Genomic DNA, 22,123 nt, shown 5'->3' on the forward strand with positions numbered 1-22,123 from the left:
GGAGCGGCCCGTACGTCGCGTTCATTCGGTGGATGGAGGGACTTAGCGAAACGCAGTTTGCCTACCTGCTGCTCACGCCAGCATTGCTCTTGCTCGGAGTTATCGCACTTTGGCCACTGCTCAGTACCTTCAGGATGTCACTGTTCGCAGACAGTCTGACTGGTACCTCGGGACTCGGAAACTTCGTTGGCATACAGAACTACGTCGAACTGTTCACTGGGCAAAAGACGTACGCGATGCCCGCTCCGTTCGTTCCGCAGTTCGACGGAACGCTCAACAGCATCGTCGCAAGTGCTCTCGGCGCGACGCTCGTCTTCACCGTCGTCAGTGTCTTCTTTGAAACCGTCATCGGCTTCGGACAGGCGTTGGTGTTAGACCAAGAGTTCTACGGCCGACGGTGGGTGCGCGTCGCGATCATCATCCCGTGGGCCGTTCCGGTGGTCATCCAGGGTATGATATTCTTCCTGCTGTTCCAACCAAACGTCGGTTTCTTGGTCGGCAGTGAGAATCCGACGATTCTCCAACAGCTCGGTATCTTCAGCGAAACGCCGCTTGCGAGCGCCACCGAGTCAATGCTCATCATCATCGTCGCAGACATCTGGAAAACGTCTGCGTTCATGGCATTACTCATCCTCGCAGGCTTACAGAGTATCGACCGGAACCTGTACGACGTCGCACGAGTCGCTGGCGCGTCAAAATGGCAGCAGTTCAAGATGATTACGCTTCCATTGGTCTTACCGACCGTACTCATTGCGATGCTGTTTCGGACCATCGCCGCGATGCGGGTGTACGGCATCATCGATACCGTATCGAGCTGTCAGACAGTGCCGTCACTTTCCTGTATGGTAGTTTCCGGTTTCAGTCAGCGGCAGTTCGGGACTGCCGCGACGGTTGCATTCGTCACCGCCGCAATCATCGGTGTCGTCGTGTCGGTGTACATCGCGAAGTTTGCGAGCAGTTCGATGGGAGGCGATAGCTGATGAGTCAGGAATCAAACGCCGAGACCGAGACTGCAGAACTGAAACGAGGGCCGATCGAGAGTTGGGCCAAAGCGTGGATTGCGAATCCTGAACGCGCCTATAAGGCGATGTTCTACGTCGTGACGGTGTTTTTCGTCGTGACGACACTGTTCCCGTTCTACTGGCTCGTCGTTCTCGCACTTACGCCGAACAACCAGATTTACGACATGGGATTGCTTCCGAAAGGGTTCAACCCGGCCGCCTTCATCGAGGTGTTCACGAAGATACCGTTCCATCGGTACATGCTGAACAGCCTGATTATCGCCACCATCACGACGATCATCGTCCTGGTACTGGCGAGTCTGGCAGGATACGTGTTCGGTCGCCTCGAATTCCCCGGCAAGAAACCGCTCATGCTCGGCATTCTCGCCATCTCGTATTTCCCCCCGGCAGCATTCTTGCTCCCGCTTTTCGACTTGCTCACCGGAAATAAGGTGTTCAATTTCCTGTTCTTCGGGGTGCAAAGTCCGGATCTGTTCAACACACCGTGGCCGATGGTAATGCCGTTCAGCGCGCTGTTTTTGCCGCTGTCGATCTTCATCCTCACGACGTTTTACGGACAGATTCCAGATGGGCTTGAAGACGCTGCTCGCGTCGAAGGAACGACGCGGCTTGGCGCTCTCTTCCGCGTCATCATGCCGCTTTCGGCACCAGGCGTTGCGACGGCTGGAGTGCTCACGTTCATCGCGGTGTACAACGAGTACTTCTTCTCGTCCATCATGAACAACGGGGCGTGGCAGAACTGGGCACCCATCGTGAAGGGGATTCTCGCCTATCAAGGCCACCACCTGACGCCGTTCAACCTTATGGCAGCGGCGAGCATTTTCGGGGTGCTACCGGTCGCCATTCTCGTCGTTATCGCACAGGAAAAAATCGTCAGCGGACTCACCGCGGGTGCGCTAAAGGAGTGATTCAACAATGGGTAATGTCAAACTCGAAAACGTAGAGAAGCGGTATAGCGACGTCGTCGCTGTCGATGATATGAATCTGGACATCAAAGACGGCGAGTTCGTCACACTCGTCGGTCCGTCCGGGTGTGGAAAATCGACGACGTTAGAGACAATTTCTGGACTTACGATGCCCACCGATGGGACGATCTCCATCGCCGGTCACGAAGTCACGAACCTCCCGCCGAAAGACCGGGGCATCGCGATGGTGTTCCAGAACATCGCGTTGTTCCCGCACATGGACGTGTACGACAACATCTCGTTCGGACTTCGGTTGCGAAAATACGACGATGCAGAGATCGACCGTCGAGTCGAACACGCAGCAGAGGTCGTCCAACTCGAAGGGATGCTAGACCGAATGCCGGACGAGATGTCCGGCGGTCAGCGCCAGCGGGTGGCCATCGCCCGCGCCATCGTGCGTGAGCCGTCCGTCTTCCTGATGGACGAACCGCTTGCAAACCTGGACGCGAAGCTGCGAGTTCACATGCGAACGGAGCTCCAGCGGTTGCACAAGGAACTCGATACCACCATCATCTACGTCACCCACGACCAGGCAGAAGCGATGACGATGTCAGACCGCATCGCGGTGATAAACGATGGGGAGCTTCAACAGTGTGCACCGCCTCTCGAATGCTACAACCGACCGGCAAATCGGTTCGTCGCCGGCTTCATCGGGTCGCCGAGCATGAACTTTTTCGAAGGGACGGTCGAAGCAGGGACGCTCAAGACGGGCGTCTTCGATATCGACGTCAGTACGGTGTCAGAGACTGTAAGTGACGGAGACCGGCTCACCTTTGGTGTCCGTCCCGAAGACGTCTATCTCGCCGAGACGGCAGACGACATCACACACGCGACAGCTCCCGTTCGAATGCAGACAGACGTACTCGAACCGATGGGTGACGAAATATTCGTCTATCTTACGCCGGAAGGTGATTCGGTAGAGGGGATGGAGGCAGACACACAGCTCTTGATGAGCGTCGACCCGGACACGACCCTCTCACAAGACGAGTATGTAGATGTCGTCATCGACCGGACGCGCGCACACTTGTTCGAAGTCGGATCCGGTGACGCCATCATCCACGGATTGGACGGCGAAGAAAGCGAGTGGTTCAGGAATCAACAGGAGGAACACTGACCATGGTGACGACCGCTGGCTGGGTCTACCTTGCTGGAGGGACGCTTCTGTTTTTCTTCTGGGCGTACGGTTTCGTCTCGTTCGCCAGCGACGTGAAAAACCGGTTCCTCCCCGCGCTTCGTCAACTTCGTGCTCGCAGAAAGCAACAGCGGGACGCAGAAGAGGAAGCAGCACAGCGAGAGGACCGAAAACAGCAGCTGTACTGAGACGACTAACCACACCGAAATTTATCGAAAATCATCAATGAGCGAACACACAAACCCTCCCGTCAACGTCGGTATCGTCGGGCTCGGCGGCATCGGAAATCACCACGCGGAACGGATCGTCGACCTCGGCCACACTGTCGTCGCAGGTATCGATGTAAATGAGACCGCAAGAGCCGCGTTCGCAGAGGAGTACGACGCCGAAGTCGGCACGAGTTTCGACGACCTCGTCGAAGCCGACGTGGATGCAGTCATCATCACGACGCCGAACAAATATCACGAACAGACTGCGATTGCAGCGCTCGATGCCGGCTACGACGTGTTGCTCGAAAAGCCACTCGCTCACACGCTCGAGAGCGCAGAACGAATTGCTGGGGCGGCGGCCCGAGCAGATGGGTTCTGCATGGTCGGGTTCAACAACCGTTTTGCACCCGGTGTAGAGGTGTTCAAATCGTACCAACGGGCCGGCCGATTTGGCGAGGTTACCCACGTTGAAGCGAATTACGTTCGAAGACGCGGTGTGCCCGGTCGCGGGTCGTGGTTCACGACCAAAGCAGTAGCGGGCGGCGGTGCGCTCATCGATATCGGCGTCCACGCAATCGACCTCGCCATGTACTTCCTCGACTTCCCCGAGGTGGTCGAAGTGGCCGGGACGACTCATTCGACGTTCGGGTCACGAGACGACTACGCCTACCTCGAAATGTGGGGCGACGACGCCGGACCGAGCGGCTTCGATGTCGAAGACGCCGCCACCGCCTTCATTCGCTGTGCCGACGGCAAGACCGTCTCGCTCGAAGTCGCGTGGGCGACGAATCGACGGCCGAATCACGGATTCCACATCGACGGAACGGGCGCTGGCGCCCATTTCGATCGAGAATCTGGCGACCTGGAACTCTTCGAGACTGGGCACGATGGCGTCGATCACTTCTCTGACTCAACCATTGAAACGCGGGACATCGACCTCCACAAAGCAGAAGACCGGAGCTTCCTCGAAGCGGTGCAGAGCGGTGATCCGCCGCAGCGAAACACCGTCGAGCAGGCACTCGCAGTTCAGCGAATCATCGACGCCATTTATCGCTCGGACGAGGAGGGGCGAGCGATCCGCCTCGACTGACGAACCGACAGACGACCACCCACATCTCACAATCATGGACATCGGCGTACTCACCGTTCCATTCGGTAACGAATCACTCGCAAAGACTCTCGAATACTTAGACGGAATCGGCGTGCAAGCCGTAGAACTCGGCTGTGGTGGCAATCCCGGCGACGACCACCTAAACCGCGCGACGTACCTCGATGACGAGGATATGCAGGCCGAACTCCACAGCCTGCTCGAAGCATACGACATGCGAGTGAGCGCACTCGCCACACACAACAATCCACTTCACCCCGACGATGCGCACGCAGCGAAGTCGGACGACGAACTCCGCGAAGCAATCGACCTCGCCGCCCAATTCGGTGTCGAGACCGTCACGTGTTTCTCCGGCCTGCCCGCCGGTGGCCCGAACGACGAGGTTCCGAACTGGGTGACGGCACCGTGGCCGACCGACCATACTGAAGCCCACGAGTATCAGTGGGATGTCGCCATCGACTACTGGAGCGACCTCGCAGACTACGCAGACGACAAGGGCGTCGACGTGGCAATCGAGATGCACCCAAACATGCTCGTCTACGAGCCCCACGGGATGCGGAAACTCCGCGATGCGACCAACGAACGCATCGGTGCGAACTTCGACCCATCGCATCTCTACTGGCAGGGTATCGACGTTACAGAGGCCATCCGCTACCTCGGCGAAGACGACGCGATCCACCACTTCCACGCGAAGGACACCAAAGTTTACGAGGCGAACGCCCGGACGAAGGGCGTCTTCGACATGACGCCGTACGACGAGCAGACAGAACGTTCGTGGCTGTTTCGATCGGTCGGCTACGGCCACGGCGAAGAACACTGGAAAGATGTCGTGAGCACGCTCCGAATGGTCGGCTACGACGGCGCGCTCAGTATCGAACACGAAGACGCGCTCACGAGTTCCCGTGAAGGGCTCGAGAAGGCCGTCGATCTACTCCAGCGTGCCGTCTTCCAGACGCAACCCGGTGAGGCATACTGGGCAGAATAATGACGCTCAAAGTCGGCATCCTCGGTTATCGGTTCATGGGCAAGGCCCACGCGAACGCCCTCGCCCGCCTGCCGATGTTCTTCCCGGACGCCCCCGACATCGAACGCGACGCCCTCGTTGGGCGTGACAAGCAGGCCCTCGCGGAAGCCGCAGACCGCTTCGGGTTCGCCCGCACCGCCACCGATTGGCGCAACGTGGTCGAGGACGTAGACGTGTTCTACAACCTCGGGCCGAACCACCTACACGCAGAACCGTCGATTGCCGCGCTCGAAGCGGGGACGCACGTGTTCTGTGAGAAGCCACTCGCCGCGACGACGGCGGCCGCGAAGTCGATGGCGACAGCCGCCTCCGACAGCGACGCCCTCGCTGGGTGTGCGTTCAACTACCGGTTCGTCCCCGCCATCAAGTACGCGAAACGGCTCATCGAGGCGGGTGAACTCGGCGAAATCCACCACTTCCGGGGGACGTACCTGCAAGACTGGCTCGCAGACCCAGAGGCTCCGTGGTCGTGGCGCAACGACGCGGAACTCGCCGGAAGCGGCGCGCTCGGTGACCTCGGCGCGCACACGGTGGACCTCGCGCACTTCCTCGTCGGCGAAGTCGAATCGGTGAGCGGGCAGTTGAAGACCTTCGTCGGAGAGCGGCCCGTCGACGGAAGCGACGAGACCCGTCCCGTCACCGTAGACGACGCCTACACCGCACACGCAAGGTTCGAAAATGGGGCAATGGGAACGTTCGAAGCCTCCCGATTCGCGACTGGACACAAGAATGACCACAGTATCGAGATTCACGGTTCGGACGGCAGCCTCCGCTTCTCGCTCGAACGGTTGAACGAACTCGAAGTCTTCCGCGAGGGTAATCGTGGCTACGAAACCATGCTCGTCACCGACGAATCCGACCCCTACATCGACGCCTGGTGGCCACCGGGTCACGTCATCGGCTGGGAACACACCTTCGTCCACGAGAACTACGAATTCCTCTCTGCGGTGGCCAACGATGGCGAGTTTGCCCCGAGTTTCGCAGACGGGTTCGCCGTCCAGCGCGTTCTCGACGCCATCGAACAGAGTGATGCGCGTGGCGAACGAGTGACCCTCTAAACAGATGGTCGCTCCAGAGATCCTCATCGCAGGCGAGACGCTCATCGACTTCATCCCCGACCGACCGGGGCCGCTCGGCACAGTCGAGTCGTTCAGCCGTCGAGCTGGCGGTGCGCCGGCGAACGTCGCCATCGCGCTGTCGAGACTCGACGAGACGCCGTACTTCCTCACGAACCTCTCGACAGACCCATTTGGGGAGTTTTTGGCCCAGACGCTCACAAAGAACGGCGTTCCAGAGCAGTTCGTCACGCGCGATGAGGAACGAAAGACCACGCTCGCGTTCGTCAGTCACGACGCGGACGCAGACCGGAGCTTCTCCTTCTACCGGGAGAACACCGCAGACACCGTCCTCCACGAGGGGTGCGTTCCTGACGATGTGCTGGCGGCAGTCTCATGGGTGTACGTCGGGGGCGTGTTGCTGTCGAAAGAGCCCGCTCGGTCTGCCACCTTCGCGTTGGTCGAACGGGCACGCGAACACGGCTGTTCCATCGCCCTTGATCCGAACTACCGCCCAGAACTCTGGGAGCGTGACGAAGAGTTCGCAGCGACAATTGAGCGGGTGGTGTCGCTCGCAGACGTGGTGAACGCGTCAATCGAGGACTTCGCCGTGACCGAGTTCGCAGACGAAAATCCAGAGAGACTGGCTGAAAATCTCCTCGAAGCAGGTCCTCACACAGTGTTTCTGACGCTCGGGGACGCAGGTTCCCACGTCGTCGCTTCCGCGGACGCGCCGTGGGGAACTACACAGGAAACGCACCCCGGTTTTCCTGTCGAACCAACTGATACAACCGGTGCGGGCGACGCGTTCGTCGCGGGCGTCTTGGCACAGATTGCGAGCGGGAACCAGTCACCAACTGAAGCCCTCGCCTTCGCAAACGCTGTCGCCGCGGTCACGACGACGGCACCCGGCGCGATAACGTCGTTACCGACGCGTTCGGAGGTCCGCACCTTCCGCGGTCGACACGCCTGACGACCCGGCCCATAATTTTTACTCGTTTGAGAGTTGTATAATTTGTATGCCTGCGATGGAGTACACGACGCTCGGCAACACTGGCCTCGAAGTCTCGAAACTGTGTCTTGGCTGTATGAACTTCGGCTCTGGTCAGCCGTGGATGATAAACGACCACGAACAGAGCCACGAGGTCATCGATCGGGCACTCGACTGCGGCATCAATTTCCTCGACACGGCGAACGTCTACTCCCACGGCGAGAGCGAAGAAATCGTTGGCGAGGCGCTCTCCGGGCGTCGTGACGAGGTGGTGCTCGCGACGAAAGTGTTCGGGAAGATGGCCGACAGGCCGAACGGACATGGCCTCTCGCGACGCCACATCTTAGAACAGGTAGAGGCCAGTCTCGACCGCCTCGGAACCGACTATATCGACCTCTACCAGATTCACCGCTGGGACGACGAGACGCCAATCACGGAGACGCTTTCGGCGCTCGATACGCTCGTCAACCAAGGGAAGGTCAGGTACGTCGGCGCGAGTACGATGCCCGCTTGGAAGTTCACGAAAGCACTCTACGAGAGCGACCTGAACAACGTAGAACGATTCGTCTCGATGCAGGCAGAGTACAATCTCGTGGACCGCCACGAGGAGTCGAACGTCCTCCCGGCCTGTCGCAGTGAAGGCGTCGGCGTCATCCCGTGGTCACCGCTTGCCGGCGGATTCCTCACTGGAAAGTACGAACGAGGCGAGACGGTCACCGAAGGACGGGCCGCTGGCGACGAGTTCATGCAAAAGCGATTCACCGAGGAAAACTGGAACGTGTTAGACGAGGTGCGAACCGTCGCAGACGAAAAGGACGTTACACCTGCACAGGTCAGTCTCGCGTGGCTGCTGCACAAGGACGTCGTCGACGCGCCAATCATCGGGCCGCGAACCGTCCAGCACTTAGAAGAGAGCGTCGGCGCACTCGACGTCTCCCTGAGCGACGAGGAAGTAGAACGACTCGAAGCCCCGAAAACTCCCGTCTGGAACCCCGAAATCGGCGACGTCTGAGTCAACGAGCGATGTCGGTCGAACCGGATTCAATGACTCGTTGCACTTCTTCGCGCCTGATGGTCGCGAGATCTCCCGCAATCGTTCGCTTGAGCGCCGCGGCCGCCGCGCCGAACGCGAGTGCGTCGGCGAGCGGGCCACCCTCGACGAGCCGAGTCAAGAGGCCGCCAACGAATGCATCGCCCGTCCCGATTGGGTCATGCGTGTCTGCGTCGTAGGCTGATTGTGTGACGGTTTCGCCGTTCGCGCGGGCCAGTGCGCCCTGTTCGCCACGGGTCACGACAACCGTCTCGAAGTCGAACGAGTCGTGCAGTTCTTGTGCGATTGCTTCTGCGTCCCCATCCATGTCGAGAACCGTCTTCGCGTCGCGCTTGGCGACGATGAGAACGTCCACGAGTGCGAGGAGATCCGTAATCGTTTCCCGTGCTTCGGCCGGCGACCAGAGTTTCGACCGGTAGTTGCAGTCGAAGGCTGTCGTCGTGCCCGCCGCGTGGGCCGTTTCGAGCAGTTCTTGGGTGGTCTCTCGAAGCGTCTCCGAGAGCGCGGGTGTGATGCCGCTCGTGTAGAACACGGTCGCATCGCGGATTCGATTCAAGTCAAGGTCGTTCGCGGTCACACGAGTCACGGCGGCGTCTTCGCGGTCGTAGATGACGTCCGTTCCCCGGGGCGACCCGCCGGGTTCTGTGAAGTAGAGGCCCTGTCTCCTGTTTTTGTCCCAGACCACGTCCACGGAGACGCCATGTTGTCGAAGGGCTGTGACGACACGCCGACCCAGTGGCGAGTCGGGAAGTGCTGACAGCCACGTTGCCTCGAGACCGAGTCGCTGGGCGGTCACGGCGACGTTGCTCTCCGCACCGCCCACCCGAAGGTCGAGGGAGTGGGTGGTTTCGAGGCGGTCACCGGGAGCAGACGACAGGCGGAGCATCGTCTCGCCGAACGTCACGAGGTCGCTCATGCTTCGTCGAACAGCGTCTCACCCTCAACCATGTGCTTCTCGACGGCGTCCATGTCGAGGGTGAGGCCGAGCCCGGGACGTTCTGGAATCTCGATGCGGCCGTTCTCGATGACCGTCTCCTCTACGAGGTCCGACCACCAGCCGAGTTGGTAGGAGTGGAACTCAACGGCCAGTGAGTTCGGAATAGCTGCGCCGACGTGGGCGCTCGCCATCGTCGCGACGGGCGAGGCGACATTGTGCATGGCGACGGGGACGTAGTAGGTGTCGGCCATGTCCGCAATCTTCCGGGTTTCACGCATCCCGCCGACTTTCGGCAGGTCGGGTGCGATGATGTCGACGGCCTGATTCTCGAGGAGGCGACGCTGGCCGTGTTTGCGGTAGACGTTCTCACCGACGGCGATTGGCGTGGTCGTAGATTGGGTGACCTCGCGCTGGACGTCGTGGTTCTCCGGTGGGACGGGGTCTTCGAGCCACCACACGTCGTAGTCCTCGATGGCTCGAGCGAGGCGTTTTGCGCTCCCGCCGGAGAAGGTCCAGTGGCAGTCGAACGCCACGTCAGCACGGTCACCGACGCGCTCGGTTACAGCGCGGACGATTTCGGCCTTGTGCTCGATTTCCGGCCCTCGGAGGTGGCGGTTCGCACGGTCTTTCTCGTGGCCGCTTTCGACGTCTAAGTCGAACTTGAGGGCGTCGTAACCGAGTTCATCTACCACGCGCTCGGCTTCGTCTGCGTTACTCTCAGGTTCACTCTCGTCGCCCGCGTGGCAGTCACAGTAGACGCGCACTTCGTCGCGGTACTTGCCGCCGAGCAGTTGGTAGGCGGGCAGGCTGAGAATTTTTCCGGCGAGGTCGTGGAGAGCGATTTCGATTCCGGAGATGGCCGTCACGGTGACGCCGCCGAGCGAGCCTTCACCGGACATTCGCTGGACGAGGTGTTCGTAAAGTCGGTCGATGTCGAGTGGGTTCTCGCCGACGACGAACGGTTTCATCCGCTCTATAAGTTCTGGGACGCCCGCACCCCAGTAGGCTTCACCCGTGCCCACGATGCCGGCGTCGGTGTAAACGCGAACGAGCGTCCACGGGAAGTTGCCGTCCACCATCGTCGTCTGGACGTCGGTGATTTTCAGGTCGCGAGGACCGCGTGAATTGTCGAGACCCATCGTCTCAGCAGAGAGGTCTCGCATCGTGTATTCGGCGTTCGGGTCGTGCAGTGTCGCGTAGTTTCGTGGCATTGGATTAGTGAAGTTCGAGCGAGGAGAGGGTGTTTTCGAGCGTTGCCTGTTGGTCTGCGTCCATGCGTCTCAGCGGCGAGCGAAGCGGTCCGGCGTCGAAGTCACGCAGTTCGAGTGCGGATTTCACCCCAGCCATGTACGGCCCTTCTTTGAGTGCCCCGCGCACGCGGAACACCGTACTCTGGAGGTCCTTCGCGCGGTCTCGGTCGCCTGCCTCGAAGGCGTCGTACAGGTCCACTACGAGTTCGGGATAGACGTTCGCCACCGCGCTCACCATGCCCCGACAGCCAACCGAGAGCCCCGAGAACAGTAGCGAGTCAGAGCCGACGAGGAAGGTCAGGTCGGGCTGGGCGTCTACGGCCTGTGAGAGCCACGGGACGTCCTTACTGGAATCTTTGAGTCCGACGACGTTGTCGATGGCGGCGAGATCGGAGAGGGTGTCGAGTGAGAGCGCGTTGCCGGTTCGACTCGGGATGTGGTAGATGTACACCGGGAGGTCAACGGCCTCTGCGACGCGCGTGTAGTGGGTCACCGCGCTCTCGTGGTCTAGGGGGAAGTAAAATGGCGTGACGACGACGAGGCCATCGACGCCGATGTCCTGTGCTGTGGCCGCATTTCGGATGGTTTCACGCGTACTCGGCGCACCGACCCCGGCGATGACCGGCACCTCGCCGCCGACTTCGGCGACGACAGCTTCGAGAACCTCTTCGCGTTCTTCGCTGGTGAGCAACGGAAACTCGCCGTTCGTGCCGAGCGGGAACACACCGTGGACGCCGCGGTCGACGACGAAGCGGGCGTGGGCGGCGGTCGTTTCGAGGTCGAGTGATTCGTCCTCGTGGAAGGCCGTCACCGTCGGTGGGACGACACCGTGGAGGTCGAGCGGATCGATCGAAGCGGGGGTTGTTTCGTCTGTCATTGGTTGTGAGTCGTCTCTGCAAGTCGGTTGAGTGCGTGGACGATCCAAAGAATATCTCCTGCGACACCTTCTGTAAACACGAAGTCGTCGGTTCTGCGAACGTGATCGAGGACACGCTTCGAGGCGTGTTCCGGAGCTGCTGCGATGCCACAGTCGTTCTCACGGACCCACTCCATGACGCGCAGGTCGCTTTTGCTGTCGCCCATCACGAGGGCGAACGGCTCATCGAGCCCAAGAACGTCCAGGGCAGCGCGTACACCAGTCACTTTATTCAACTCGCGACTCGCAATTTCGACTGCGTCCCCTTCATAGTAGCCAACGTCGATGCGTTCGAGGACATCGCAGAGGGCCGCTGGTGCTTGCTCTGGGTCGTTCGTTGGGAGGGCATCGCGGGCTGCTAAGACCTCGCGAATTTCAGGGTCTGCATCGGCGTAGAAGGCTCGCGTCCACGCCGCGCCATCCTCGCAATCAATCGCATCGCCCAACAGGTCGAGGAGGTAGACGAGTGCCTTGTCGATAATCTCAACTGCAGGGTCGCTCCCGATGTCGTAGTTCGGTTTCAGTGTGACGTTGAACTCGTTACCCTGGAGGTGACAGCCACGACGGAGTGCTGGTGGTGCTTCGGGGAGCACTCTCGAAAGTACCTCGTCGAAGATGCTCCTGATGGACTCATCTAGCTCCTCGTAGAGCAATTGTTTCGTATCCGCACCGTGGCCCGGTGTGAACACACCCGTCCCACCTTCGTAGACGATGCTGAAGTCACCTGAGTGGACGAGTTCGTTGCCGAGCCCTTGAATCATGAACCCCTTTACGTTCTCTAAGGTTTGGCCAGTACATATGATGATGGGGACGCCTCGTTCGTGGAACTCGGTCAGGACGTGGAGCGTCTCACGAGGGATTTCGTTGTCCGTCTCACCAGCACTTCGAAGCGTCTCATCTACGTCGAGTACGAGGACGTTCACGCCGCGTTCGTACTTGTTGTACAGGTCGAGCGCGGTGAAGGCTTGTTCTCGTTTCGCGTAGGCGGCAATCTCTGCGAGAATGTCCCCCTCGACAAACGAGGAGCGAATCGAATTCTTTCGTTCGGTGAGTTCCTCCTGGGCTTCTTCCCAGTACTCTAATGCGACCATGGAATCGACCATCGGAAATAAGTCGACAAATTCCTGATACGACCGCAAAGAATCTGTATCGACGCGTTCGTAGAGGCTGTATAACCGGTCGTAGCGATCCATGTATGAATCTGATGTGTTGGGTCGGGAGTCAGTCATAGTGCGAACCGTGATGACGAACGACGGCACTGGTCACCTTTGTGGCGTGCCGTAAATAACTTACTCAGAACAGAATAAATATTTTATCCCGGGCGGTCTTACGCGTTGGTATGCAGGCGATCGCCGTACGAAAAGGCGAGGAACAACCGAGGTTGGTGGAGCTCCCGAAACCGGAAGTAGAACCCGGTGAGGCGCTCGTCAGAACCCTACGGGTGGGGGTCGACGGAACCGACCACGAAGTACTCTCAGGCGGTCATGGAGGGTTCCCAGAGGGGGAGGAGCAACTCGTACTTGGCCACGAAGCGGTTGGTGTCGTCGAATCTGCGCCAACAGAGTCGTCCCTCTCACGTGGTGACGTCGTCGTCCCGACGGTTCGGCGGCCACCAGAAGGGGTGACGAACGACTACTTCGAGCGGAAAGAGCCCGACATGGCCCCACCAGGACAGTACGTAGAGCGGGGTATCGACGGCGGGCACGGGTTCATGGCCGAGTACTTTACCAGCCCGGTCGAATACCTCGTTCCAATCCCAGACAATCTCGCAGAGATTGGTTTTCTCGTAGAGCCGATCAGCATCACCGAGAAGGCACTCGAACTCGCATACGCGTCCCGGTCGTCGTTCGACTGGACCCCGACGCGTGCGCTCGTTCTTGGCAACGGTTCGCTCGGATTGTTGACCCTCGCGATGCTCGATGGATACGAAGAAGTGTACTGTCTCGGCCGCCGTGACCGGCCAGATCCGTCGATAGATATCATCGAGAAATTAGGGGCGACGTACATCGATTCGCGCGAAACACCAGTTTCAGAGATTCCACACGCGTACGAACCGATGGATCTCGTATACGAAGCGACTGGCTACGCGAAACACGCCTTCGAGAGCATCGAGGCACTCGCGCCAAACGGGGTCGCCGCGCTCCTTGGCGTCCCCGCGCGAGGATGGCGTTTCGAGGTGGCTGGCAGCGACCTCCACCGCGAGTTCGTCCTCAACAACAAGGCACTCGTGGGGAGCGTAAACTCCGGACACGAGCATTTTGAAGCCGCAATCGACACACTGTCTGCACTCGACGAGTCTTTTCTTGATGCGCTCGTGACCGGCGTGTACGACCTCGACTCGTTCGGAACGGCGTTCGAGACCGACGACCGAACCATCAAAACCGCAATCGAATTCCACAGTCTATGAAAAATATCGACGACCTCATCGAAAGCGCTGCAGAACTGACCGCAAGCGGACAATCGAAAGGAGAGATTGCAGACGAGCTAAACGTCTCGAAGCGAACCGCGAGCTGGCTCGTGAGTCGGAGCCAAGAGGCGAATGGTAACTCACCGACTGCGACCGACACGAGTGACATACACGTCGATTGGAGTACGATTGGGAAGAGCCACACTAGTTTGTTTCACGTGGGCAAGGCAATGGCAGGCGTCTTGGAAGAGACCACAGACGACGTTACTGTCACTGTCGGAATCGAGAAAGCGGGCGTTCCACTCGCAACCAACGTGGCCCAGCAACTTGAAACGAGTCTCGCTGCCTATGCCCCGGCCAAACATCAGTGGAATGACGAGGGTGGCGACGCAACCGCCGGTGCGTTTTCACGGAACTTCGGGTCCATCGCAGACGAGCCTTGCGTCATCGTAGACGATACGATTACGAGCGGGACGACGATGCGCGAGACCGTAGAAGCGATTCGCAATGAAGGTGGAAACCCAGTCGCTGGAATCGTTCTCGTGGACAAAGAGGGTGTAGACGAGATCGAAGGTGTGCCGGTGTATTCGCTCGTAGAGGTGATTCCCGTTGGTGAGCGCTGAGAAGCAGCGGCTGGTTTCACAGGTATGAACACACTGATTTGCCAGAAAATGGAACTGAAAATCACATGACCTCGGATCTTTATCGATCACTCGAGTCCCTTTCCTCGCGCTTCGCTCTTGGTGAGTACGAGACGAAAGCCTACCTCACCATCCTCGAACACGGTGAAGTCACGGCTTCTGAGATCTCCGAGTACACGGACATTCCCCAGCCTCGAGTGTACGACACCGTCCGCACGTTGGGTGACCACGGTTTGGTCGAGTTACAAGAGACCAGACCGCTTCGCGTCCTCGCCATCGACCCAGAGGAGGCGTTTACTGACTTTCGCAAATCACTCGACGACGTTGTGACCGACTTAGAACAGTTGTACACCGCTCCAACCAGACAAACTGAGGCTGCGTCGCTCGTCAAATCGAGTGCGACCATCAACCGATATCTGGCCGACGTCATCGACACCGCAGAGTACGAACTGATTCTCTCGCTCACTCCCGAGCTACTCGCGGAATTCGAGGATTCGCTCGCTGCGAAAGTCGAAGCCGGCGTGACTATCGACTTGCTCCTCTCGCCTGCAGTAGACCTTCCCAGCGTCGAGGAGTACGACTATCTCTCGGTCGGGACGACGGTTCGCTCACGGCGTGGTATCACAACACCGATAATCGCCGTCGCGGATGGTAACTACTCTGTGTACGCGCCCCGAGAAGCAATCGCTGAAAAACAAGGAACAGACCGGTTCGGCGTTATCTTCAATCGGTCTGCGCTTGGCTTTCTGGTATCGGGCTTTTTCAACACACTCCTCTGGACGACCTCGACCGACGTTGCGACCCGTGAGGATGACCGTCCGTTCCCCCGCCGATATGCGACCATTCGTCGCTGTGTAAGCGATTTACAGGGGCGCGAGGAGACGTTCTTTGCTACGATTCGTGGTCGGGATATCACCACCGGACAGAGCCGACTCGTTGAAGGACGGATCGTGAATACATCCGTTGGCAACGGCCGGAAAACAGCACGCGTGTCGGTGGAAACAACAGACGGAGTCGTCGAAGTCGGCGGTCAGGTCGCCGCACTCGAAGACGTAGAAGCCCACGAGATTCACATCGACCAAGAACAACCGCCACGCGCGTAATCGCAAAGACACGATCGATTTACTGAGGAGACACGAAACGGGCGGAAACGAGTTAGAGTGGGTCAGTGTCGATTTCGAATCGCGGCGGCTGGCGTCCGTCCGTATCCGTGAACCCGTACTCGCGGGCGAGGTCGCCAACCGCGAATATGCCGCCCGTTTTCTCGAACACGTCCGAATCTGTCGCCAACGCGACGACCGCACGCCCGACGTACTCGGGTGAGTGCGTTTCCTCGGGTGGGTCCTCGCCCATCTCATCGAACGCCTGTTCCACGCGCTCGGTGCGGGTGAATCCCGGGTAGAGGATGAGTGAGGAAATTTCGTCGTCTCTCAATTCGTGGGCCATCGCCTTCCCGAGCCTATCGACCGCGGTTTTCGCCACGTCGTAGGGCGTACTGCCGCGGAACTTCTCGCCGTCACCCCACGAAATGCCAACGATGAGGCCGTGTCCCTGCTCGCGCATCATCGGTGCGGCGAGGCGGCTGGCCGTGAAATGGGCGCGAGCGCCCACGTCGAACATCCGGTCCCACCGGTCGAGCGGCTGTTCCCAAAATGGGTCGTCGAACGTGTCGTCGTACTCCTCGTAGCCGCCCCAGACGTTGTTTACGAGCAGGTCGAGGCGACCGTGGTCGCGTTCGATTTGTTCGAACAGGGCTTCGACGTCCGCATCGACAGCGTGGTCACAGCGAACCGCGATGCCGGTGCCGCCCGCCTCGTCCACAAGCGTGGCCGTCTCTGTGACGGTTCCGGGCAGGTCTTCGGTTACGTCTCCCGCGACGCTTCTCCCGGTGACGTAGACGGTCGCGCCCGTCGCGCCGAGTTCGCGGGCGATACCCCGACCAACGCCCCGGCTCGCGCCGGTGACGAGTGCGACAGTGTCTGTGAGGGTGGGCATTGAGAGAGCTACGGAGGGCGCAAAGAAAATCCCGCGTATCACGACGGCTCCGCAACCACTAAACGCCGCTCGCGCCTACCGTGTGCCAATGGATTGGACGGAGAAGTACCGCCCGACGACGCTTTCTGAGGTACGCGGCAACGACAAGGCCCGCACCGCCCTCAAAGAGTGGGCACAGAGCTGGGATTCCCATCGAAAAGCCGCCATCGTCCACGGCAGTCCCGGCGTCGGCAAGACGTCCGCCGTCCACGCGTTGGCGAACGATTTTGGCTGGAACACCATCGAACTCAACGCCTCAGACCAGCGCACCGCGAGCGTCATCGAGCGCGTGGCGGGCGAGGCAGCCAAAAGCGGTACGCTGACCCAAACGGGCACGGCAGAGCGACGGCTCATCATCTTAGACGAGGCGGACAACATCCACGGCAACGCAGACCGCGGCGGCTCGCGGGCGCTCACGCGACTCGTGAAGGAAGCGAGTCAGCCAATGGTGCTCATCGCAAACGAGTTCTACGACATGTCGAACTCGCTGCGCAACGCGTGTGAGGCAATCGAGTTTCGCGACGTTCGGATGCGTTCGATTGTCCCCGTGCTCCGCGACCTCTGTCGGAAAGAGGGCGTCGAGTACGAGGAAGACGCCTTAGAGAAAATCGCGGAAGCCAACAAGGGCGACCTTCGAGGGGCGGTAAACGACCTCCAAGCGCTCGCCGAATCGACCGACCGACTGACCGCAGACCACGTCATCACGGGCGAGCGCGACCGCTCGACCGGCATCTTCGACTACCTCGATGATGTCATCAAGAAACTCGACGCAGAGGAAGCGCTCAAACAGTCCTACGACGTAGACGAGACGCCCGACGACCTCATCAACTGGATAGAGGACAACATGCCCAAAGACTTCGAGGGCGAGGAGTTGGCCGACGCCTACGACCACCTTGGGAAGGCTGACATCTGGCTCGGGCGCGTGCGCAAGACGCAGAACTACTCCTACTGGCGGTATGCGGGCGACAACATGACCGCAGGTGTGGCCGCCTCGCGCAACGGCACGAAAGGCGGGTGGACGCGCTACGGGCCGCCGAGCTACTGGTCGAAACTCGGGCGCTCGAAGGCAACCCGCAACAAGCGCGACTACATTGCCCAGAAAATCGCAGAGGCAAGCGGCGTGTCGATGGGAAGCGCACGACGCGACATCCTCCCGTATCTCGCCGGGATGACCTACCACTGCAAGAATCGTGACCTGACGGTGGCGGTGGCCGCCCGCTACGACTTAGACGCAGACCACCTCGCGTTTCTCACGGGCAGCGGGAAGGACACAAACAAGGTACAGCGCATCGTCGAAGACGCAGACGAGTTAAAGGAGAAAGCGGCCGTCGAGCACTCGGGCGGTGCGTTCGAGGGCGCACACCGCACGTCGATGGACGTTGACGACGAGGCTGACGAGTCAGAAGCGAGCGATGACGCAGAAGCCGCGTCGGACGAATCGAACGAAGAGACGGAAAGCGGCGATTCGCAATCTGGCCTCAGCGACTTCATGTGACGCGGTTTTCTGATTGCTAAAAAAGAGGGTTGTCAGTGGGTTCTGCCGGTTACGTGCCCGAGGCCGGGGATGGAGACGGCCTGCTCGATGCGGTTCATGAGCTTCGAAGCAGAGAGCACGAGCGCGAGATAGATGAGCGCCGCGAGGGTGTACACCACGGTAATCTGATAGCCCACGGTAGCGAGTTCCTGTGAGGTGAAAAACAGCTCGGGGACGGTGATGAACGCCGCGAGTGAGGAGTACTTGATGAGGTAGACGAACTCGTTTGACCAGCCGGGAATCGCGTAGCGCAGCCCCTGTGGGAGCACGACGTAGCGAATCGCCTCGAGTTTCGAGAGGCCGACTGCGCGCGCGGCGGTGAGCTGTCCCTCTTCTACGGACAACAGCGCAGAGCGGATGTATTCGGCTTGATACGCCGCGCTGTTGATCGTGAAACCGATGATGGCCACCCAGATGAACTGGTCTGGAATGATGCTCTGGCCAACACCGGGGAACTCGCGGATGAACGAGGAGAGACCCGTCCCGAAGTGTAGGACGAACAGCTGGGCGAGCAACGGCGTCCCGCGAATGAGTTCGATGTAGCCGAGTGCGATGCTCCGGGAGACGGTGCCACCGTACACCCGCGCAACCGAGAGCGGAACGGCGATAATGAGCCCGAGGCCGAGGCCGAGTACGGTGAGCACGATGGTGAGCCAAACGGCTCCGGCAAGCTGTGGAAGCCCATTTGGGGTCTGTGCGGCGTAGAGGAACAAATCGCCAGTCAGGTTTACCGGCCCGCCAAGCGGCCCGAGGAGGGACGCGGTTGCGGTGAGCGTCTCTGCGATACCGCCGAAAATCGATGGGGAGACGAACGGCTCGTTTGGCCCGATACCGGTTATTCCGGAGAACAGCCACGCATTCAGCCACCGGGCGATGAGCCACCCCCAGAAGAGCAGGCCAACGAGGAGGCCAACGAGCGCGCCGGTACGACCGAGCAATGCCCGACGGTCTCGACTGGTGGCCGTCTCGCTCATCCGTGGTTCTCCGTGGTCGAAAGGCGGCTCAAGAACTGTCGCGTCCGGTCGTGTTGTGGGTTCGTGAACAGTTGCTCAGGCGGGCCGCGTTCGACGAGCGACCCGTCTGCGAGAAACGAGATGCCCGAGGCGACTTCCCGCGCGAAGCTCATCTCGTGGGTGACGACGAGCATCGTCATGCCGTCGTCTGCGAGGGCGCGCATCACCGAGAGCACCTCTCCGATGAGTTCGGGGTCCAGCGCGCTCGTTGGCTCGTCGAACAGCATGAGCTTCGGGTCCATCGCAAGCGCACGAGCGATGCCGACGCGCTGTTTTTGCCCGCCAGACAGCTCTGCGGGGTAGGAGTCAGCCTGGTCTGCGAGGCCGACCTGTTCGAGGTGTTCCATCGCCCGCTCGTTCGCCTCGGCTTTGCCCATGCCGCGAACCTTTCGCAGGCCGAGCGTGATGTTCTCGCGGGCTTTGAGGTGGGCGAACAGGTTGAAGTCCTGGAACACCATGCCGACCTCACGGCGGAGGTCGTTTACGTCGTAGCTCGGCGCGGTGACGTTCTCGCCATCGAGATAGATGGCACCCGAGTCGATTTCAGTGAGGCGGTTCACGCAACGAAGCATCGTGGACTTCCCGCTGCCAGAGGGGCCGATGAGCACTTCGACGTCACCGGGTTCCATCTCGAAACTGATGTCGTGGAGCACCTCTTCTGCGCCGTAGGACTTTGAGACGTTCTCGACGCGGAGCAGCGGGTCAGTCATGTGTCGTTTCCTCCGGGAATAGCATAGTAATCGTTGAGTAAGTCGAGGCTGCGGTTGGTCACGAACGTGAGCACGAAGTAGATGGCGCTGATGAGCAAGAACACTTCGAGGACGGCCGAGCCGCCCCGTGGCTGTAAGTAGAGGTCGTTGCCTCTCGTGAGCAACTCAGAGAGGCCGACGACGAGCGCCACACTCGTGTCTTTCAGCACGATAGTGAACTCGTTTTGAAAGCCCGGCACACTGCGCCGAAGTGCCTGTGGCACGCTCACGTAGCGAATCGCCTGCAAGCGCGTGAGGCCAATCGAGCGTGCGGCTTCCATCTGCCCGCCGGAGACACTCTGGAACGCCCCACGGAAAATCTGTGACTGATAGGCGCCCCCGCGAAGTCCGAGGCCGAGCGTTGCCGCCCAGAACGGGTCGTTCGTCACCGAGAGGACGAAAAAGACGTACACGAGGATGACGACGATGGGGATGCCGCGAATGATGACTCCCGCCGTCTCGACGGCCCACTTCACGGGGCCGCGCCCGTACACTTCGATTGCGCCCGCCGGGAAGCCGATGAAAAATCCGAGCAGGATGCTCGCTATCGTGAGTTTAATCGTGACCCACAGCCCGGCGACGAGGAACTCAGCGTTCTCTGCGATAAACGCCCAGTCACCCGCCTGTATGATTGGGGCTGAGAGGGTCATTTACGTGTTTATTCTTGGCCGAACCACTTGTTAACGATTTCCTCGTACGTGCCGTCTTCTTTGACGGCGGCGAGGCCCTCGTTGAGCGCGTCGATGAACTCCGAATCCTGACGCATGCCGAGGCCGTACTTCTCGCCCGTCTCTTCGACGAACGCGACTTCGACAGCACTCTGTGAGGCGAAGTTTTCGGCGACCGGCTTGTCGAGCACGACGGCATCGACGTTGCCGTTCTCAAGGTCGCGCACGGCGAGGACGTAGTTGTCGTAGGCGCGGTAGGTCGCGTCCGGGACTTGTTCTTGGACAATCGACTCGCCCGTCGTCCCCTTCTGTGCCCCGACCGGGTGGCCGTTCAGATCATCGAGCGACCCCGGCGAGAACTCGCCGTCCGTGCGGACGAGGACGGACTGGTCTGCCTCGTAGTAGGGGTCTGAAAACGAGATGGTCTGCTTGCGTTCGTCGTTGATGGTCATCGCCGCAGCGATGAGGTCGATGTTCTCGCTCGTGAGCGCCGGGATGAGCGAGGAGAACTCGAACTCCTTCCACTCGCCGAGTTCGTAGCCCTCCATGTTCTCGACGACCGCGGTGGTCAGGTCGATGTCGAAGCCGACGAGTTCGTCGCCTTCTTTGAACTCGAACGGCGCGAAGCCGGGCGCGGTACCGGGGACGATTTCGGTGACTTCCATGTCGGTGGTCTCCCCACCTTCGGTGCCGGTCTCTCCGCCTTCGGTCGTGGTCGTTTCGCCGTCACCGCCATCGCCGCCTCCGAGGCAGCCTGCGGTTCCCATCATTCCGACTGCGCCACCGGCTCCAACGAGCTTCAGGTAGGAGCGGCGGTCTATGTCACTCTCGAACTTGCGATCCATGCCCTAAAAAGGACACGTCAGAGGTAATAACGTTTCGTCATGTGTTAGTCGTCCGCAGGCGTCGAACTGTGAGACCGGGAAGTCGTGGCCTCACTCCGCGCGGCCGAATACGCCCACGCCGTCGTGGCAACCGTTGCCGCGAAGATAATCATGGCCGTCGCGTGGTGAGCCAGCACGACGAGGTGCTGGATGCTCCCGAACCAGATGTAGCCCTTCACGGTGACCGCGCCGAGCAGAATCTGGGTTGGGAGGAACACGGCCGCGATGGCCGTCGCCTTCTTCAGGCGCGGGTCACGGTTGTGTTTCCACGCGCCGTAGGCCGTTCCGAGGATGAAAAAGCCGGTTATCATCGCAACGAGGCGGTGGGTCCATTCAATCCAGCCAGCCGCCGTCTGCGGCAGAACGCCGCCGTCACAGAGCGGCCACTGTAGGCTACACGATGCTCCTGCGCCCATCAAACTCGTGTACACACCGAGCAGGATGAGGATGTACGTCAGCCCCGCGGTTACGGCGGCAAGGTGCCGGTAACGGAGGTTCATTGGTCGGAACTCAGTCCCGATGGTATTTAGATG

Annotated in this window: 23 protein-coding genes; 13 read left to right on the forward strand and 10 right to left on the reverse strand. The window is 60.2% G+C overall.

The annotated features are described in order from the left end of the window. The first annotated feature begins 32 nt into the window (after positions 1–32). Genes V5N12_RS13330 through V5N12_RS13370 form a run of 9 tightly spaced genes read left to right on the forward strand, consistent with a single transcriptional unit; the run spans position 33 to position 8,518 of the window. On the forward strand, positions 33–980 hold the full coding sequence (locus tag V5N12_RS13330; RefSeq protein ID WP_442904982.1) for a carbohydrate ABC transporter permease: 948 nt from the start codon (positions 33–35) through the stop codon (positions 978–980). Beyond that, entirely contained in the window at positions 980–1,930 is a 951-nt protein-coding gene (locus V5N12_RS13335) for a carbohydrate ABC transporter permease (RefSeq protein WP_332899657.1), read from the forward strand. Before V5N12_RS13330 ends, V5N12_RS13335 begins: the two co-directional genes overlap by 1 nt. Before the next feature lie 7 nt (positions 1,931–1,937). After that, the gene (locus V5N12_RS13340) at positions 1,938–3,101 is read left to right on the forward strand and encodes an ABC transporter ATP-binding protein (RefSeq protein WP_332899658.1); all 1,164 of its coding nucleotides are present in this window, start codon (positions 1,938–1,940) and stop codon (positions 3,099–3,101) included. Between the two features lie 2 nt (positions 3,102–3,103). After that, the gene (locus tag V5N12_RS13345) at positions 3,104–3,307 is read left to right on the forward strand and encodes a hypothetical protein (RefSeq protein ID WP_332899659.1); all 204 of its coding nucleotides are present in this window, start codon (positions 3,104–3,106) and stop codon (positions 3,305–3,307) included. A 37-nt stretch (positions 3,308–3,344) separates the two neighbouring features. Beyond that, positions 3,345–4,418 carry a Gfo/Idh/MocA family protein gene (locus V5N12_RS13350; protein WP_332899660.1) on the forward strand — a complete coding sequence of 358 codons (1,074 nt, stop codon included), beginning with the start codon at positions 3,345–3,347 and terminating at the stop codon, positions 4,416–4,418. Between the two features lie 34 nt (positions 4,419–4,452). Next, the gene (locus tag V5N12_RS13355; RefSeq protein WP_332899661.1) at positions 4,453–5,421 is read left to right on the forward strand and encodes a sugar phosphate isomerase/epimerase family protein; all 969 of its coding nucleotides are present in this window, start codon (positions 4,453–4,455) and stop codon (positions 5,419–5,421) included. Continuing rightward, the gene (locus V5N12_RS13360; protein ID WP_332899662.1) at positions 5,421–6,518 is read left to right on the forward strand and encodes a Gfo/Idh/MocA family protein; all 1,098 of its coding nucleotides are present in this window, start codon (positions 5,421–5,423) and stop codon (positions 6,516–6,518) included. Before V5N12_RS13355 ends, V5N12_RS13360 begins: the two co-directional genes overlap by 1 nt. Positions 6,519–6,522: 4 nt before the next feature. Further along, a complete protein-coding gene (locus tag V5N12_RS13365) occupies positions 6,523–7,488 on the forward strand; it encodes a carbohydrate kinase family protein (RefSeq protein WP_332899663.1) in 966 nt (321 codons plus the stop codon). A 55-nt stretch (positions 7,489–7,543) separates the two neighbouring features. Then, on the forward strand, positions 7,544–8,518 hold the full coding sequence (locus V5N12_RS13370) for an aldo/keto reductase (RefSeq protein ID WP_442904983.1): 975 nt from the start codon (positions 7,544–7,546) through the stop codon (positions 8,516–8,518). 1 nt (position 8,519) lies between these two features. Here V5N12_RS13370 and kdgK1 read toward each other — a convergent pair whose 3' ends face one another. From kdgK1 to V5N12_RS13390, 4 genes are read right to left on the reverse strand one after another with little or no spacing between them, the layout of a single operon-like run. After that, positions 8,520–9,473: a bifunctional 2-dehydro-3-deoxygluconokinase/2-dehydro-3-deoxygalactonokinase gene (kdgK1, locus tag V5N12_RS13375; RefSeq protein WP_332899665.1), complete on the reverse strand. Its 954-nt coding sequence runs from the start codon at positions 9,471–9,473 to the stop codon at positions 8,520–8,522. Then, positions 9,470–10,705 carry a mandelate racemase/muconate lactonizing enzyme family protein gene (locus V5N12_RS13380; RefSeq protein WP_332899666.1) on the reverse strand — a complete coding sequence of 412 codons (1,236 nt, stop codon included), beginning with the start codon at positions 10,703–10,705 and terminating at the stop codon, positions 9,470–9,472. Before V5N12_RS13380 ends, kdgK1 begins: the two co-directional genes overlap by 4 nt. A gap of 4 nt (positions 10,706–10,709) precedes the next feature. Next, on the reverse strand, positions 10,710–11,621 hold the full coding sequence (locus V5N12_RS13385) for a dihydrodipicolinate synthase family protein (RefSeq protein ID WP_332899667.1): 912 nt from the start codon (positions 11,619–11,621) through the stop codon (positions 10,710–10,712). Beyond that, on the reverse strand, positions 11,618–12,853 hold the full coding sequence (locus V5N12_RS13390) for an HAD family hydrolase (RefSeq protein ID WP_332899668.1): 1,236 nt from the start codon (positions 12,851–12,853) through the stop codon (positions 11,618–11,620). The genes V5N12_RS13385 and V5N12_RS13390 overlap by 4 nt, the downstream gene beginning before the upstream one ends. A gap of 146 nt (positions 12,854–12,999) precedes the next feature. On the opposite strand from V5N12_RS13390, the gene V5N12_RS13395 reads away from it, so the two are divergent. The 3 genes from V5N12_RS13395 (at position 13,000) to trmB (ending at position 15,811) form a co-directional block, all read left to right on the forward strand. Further along, positions 13,000–14,067: a glucose 1-dehydrogenase gene (locus V5N12_RS13395; RefSeq protein ID WP_332899669.1), complete on the forward strand. Its 1,068-nt coding sequence runs from the start codon at positions 13,000–13,002 to the stop codon at positions 14,065–14,067. Next, positions 14,064–14,690, forward strand: coding sequence for a transcriptional regulator GfcR (gene gfcR / locus V5N12_RS13400; RefSeq protein ID WP_332899670.1), 627 nt, complete (start codon positions 14,064–14,066; stop codon positions 14,688–14,690). The genes V5N12_RS13395 and gfcR overlap by 4 nt, the downstream gene beginning before the upstream one ends. A gap of 65 nt (positions 14,691–14,755) precedes the next feature. Then, complete coding sequence (gene trmB / locus V5N12_RS13405) at positions 14,756–15,811, forward strand: HTH-type sugar sensing transcriptional regulator TrmB (RefSeq protein WP_332899671.1); 1,056 nt, start codon at positions 14,756–14,758, stop codon at positions 15,809–15,811. Positions 15,812–15,863: 52 nt separating this feature from the next. Here trmB and V5N12_RS13410 read toward each other — a convergent pair whose 3' ends face one another. After that, positions 15,864–16,703 (reverse strand): SDR family NAD(P)-dependent oxidoreductase, encoded by an 840-nt coding sequence (locus tag V5N12_RS13410; protein ID WP_332899672.1) that lies wholly within the window; start codon positions 16,701–16,703, stop codon positions 15,864–15,866. 88 nt (positions 16,704–16,791) lie between these two features. Between V5N12_RS13410 and V5N12_RS13415 the strand changes: the two genes are divergently transcribed. After that, entirely contained in the window at positions 16,792–18,237 is a 1,446-nt protein-coding gene (locus V5N12_RS13415; protein WP_332899673.1) for a replication factor C large subunit, read from the forward strand. Between the two features lie 32 nt (positions 18,238–18,269). Here the strand turns inward: V5N12_RS13415 and V5N12_RS13420 are convergent, their stop codons facing one another. The 5 genes from V5N12_RS13420 to V5N12_RS13440 are packed head-to-tail and all read right to left on the reverse strand — an operon-like array spanning position 18,270 to position 22,090. Beyond that, positions 18,270–19,250 carry an amino acid ABC transporter permease gene (locus V5N12_RS13420; RefSeq protein ID WP_332899674.1) on the reverse strand — a complete coding sequence of 327 codons (981 nt, stop codon included), beginning with the start codon at positions 19,248–19,250 and terminating at the stop codon, positions 18,270–18,272. Beyond that, positions 19,247–19,999: an amino acid ABC transporter ATP-binding protein gene (locus V5N12_RS13425; protein WP_332899675.1), complete on the reverse strand. Its 753-nt coding sequence runs from the start codon at positions 19,997–19,999 to the stop codon at positions 19,247–19,249. Before V5N12_RS13425 ends, V5N12_RS13420 begins: the two co-directional genes overlap by 4 nt. After that, complete coding sequence (locus V5N12_RS13430; RefSeq protein WP_332899676.1) at positions 19,996–20,688, reverse strand: amino acid ABC transporter permease; 693 nt, start codon at positions 20,686–20,688, stop codon at positions 19,996–19,998. The genes V5N12_RS13425 and V5N12_RS13430 overlap by 4 nt, the downstream gene beginning before the upstream one ends. Positions 20,689–20,696: 8 nt before the next feature. Beyond that, positions 20,697–21,551 carry a basic amino acid ABC transporter substrate-binding protein gene (locus V5N12_RS13435; protein ID WP_332899677.1) on the reverse strand — a complete coding sequence of 285 codons (855 nt, stop codon included), beginning with the start codon at positions 21,549–21,551 and terminating at the stop codon, positions 20,697–20,699. 44 nt (positions 21,552–21,595) lie between these two features. Next, complete coding sequence (locus V5N12_RS13440) at positions 21,596–22,090, reverse strand: COX15/CtaA family protein (protein WP_332899678.1); 495 nt, start codon at positions 22,088–22,090, stop codon at positions 21,596–21,598. Positions 22,091–22,123 lie beyond the last annotated feature (33 nt).

Source organism: Haladaptatus sp. CMSO5, assembly GCF_036689885.1.
Classification (GTDB): Archaea; Halobacteriota; Halobacteria; order Halobacteriales; family Halococcaceae; genus QDMS2.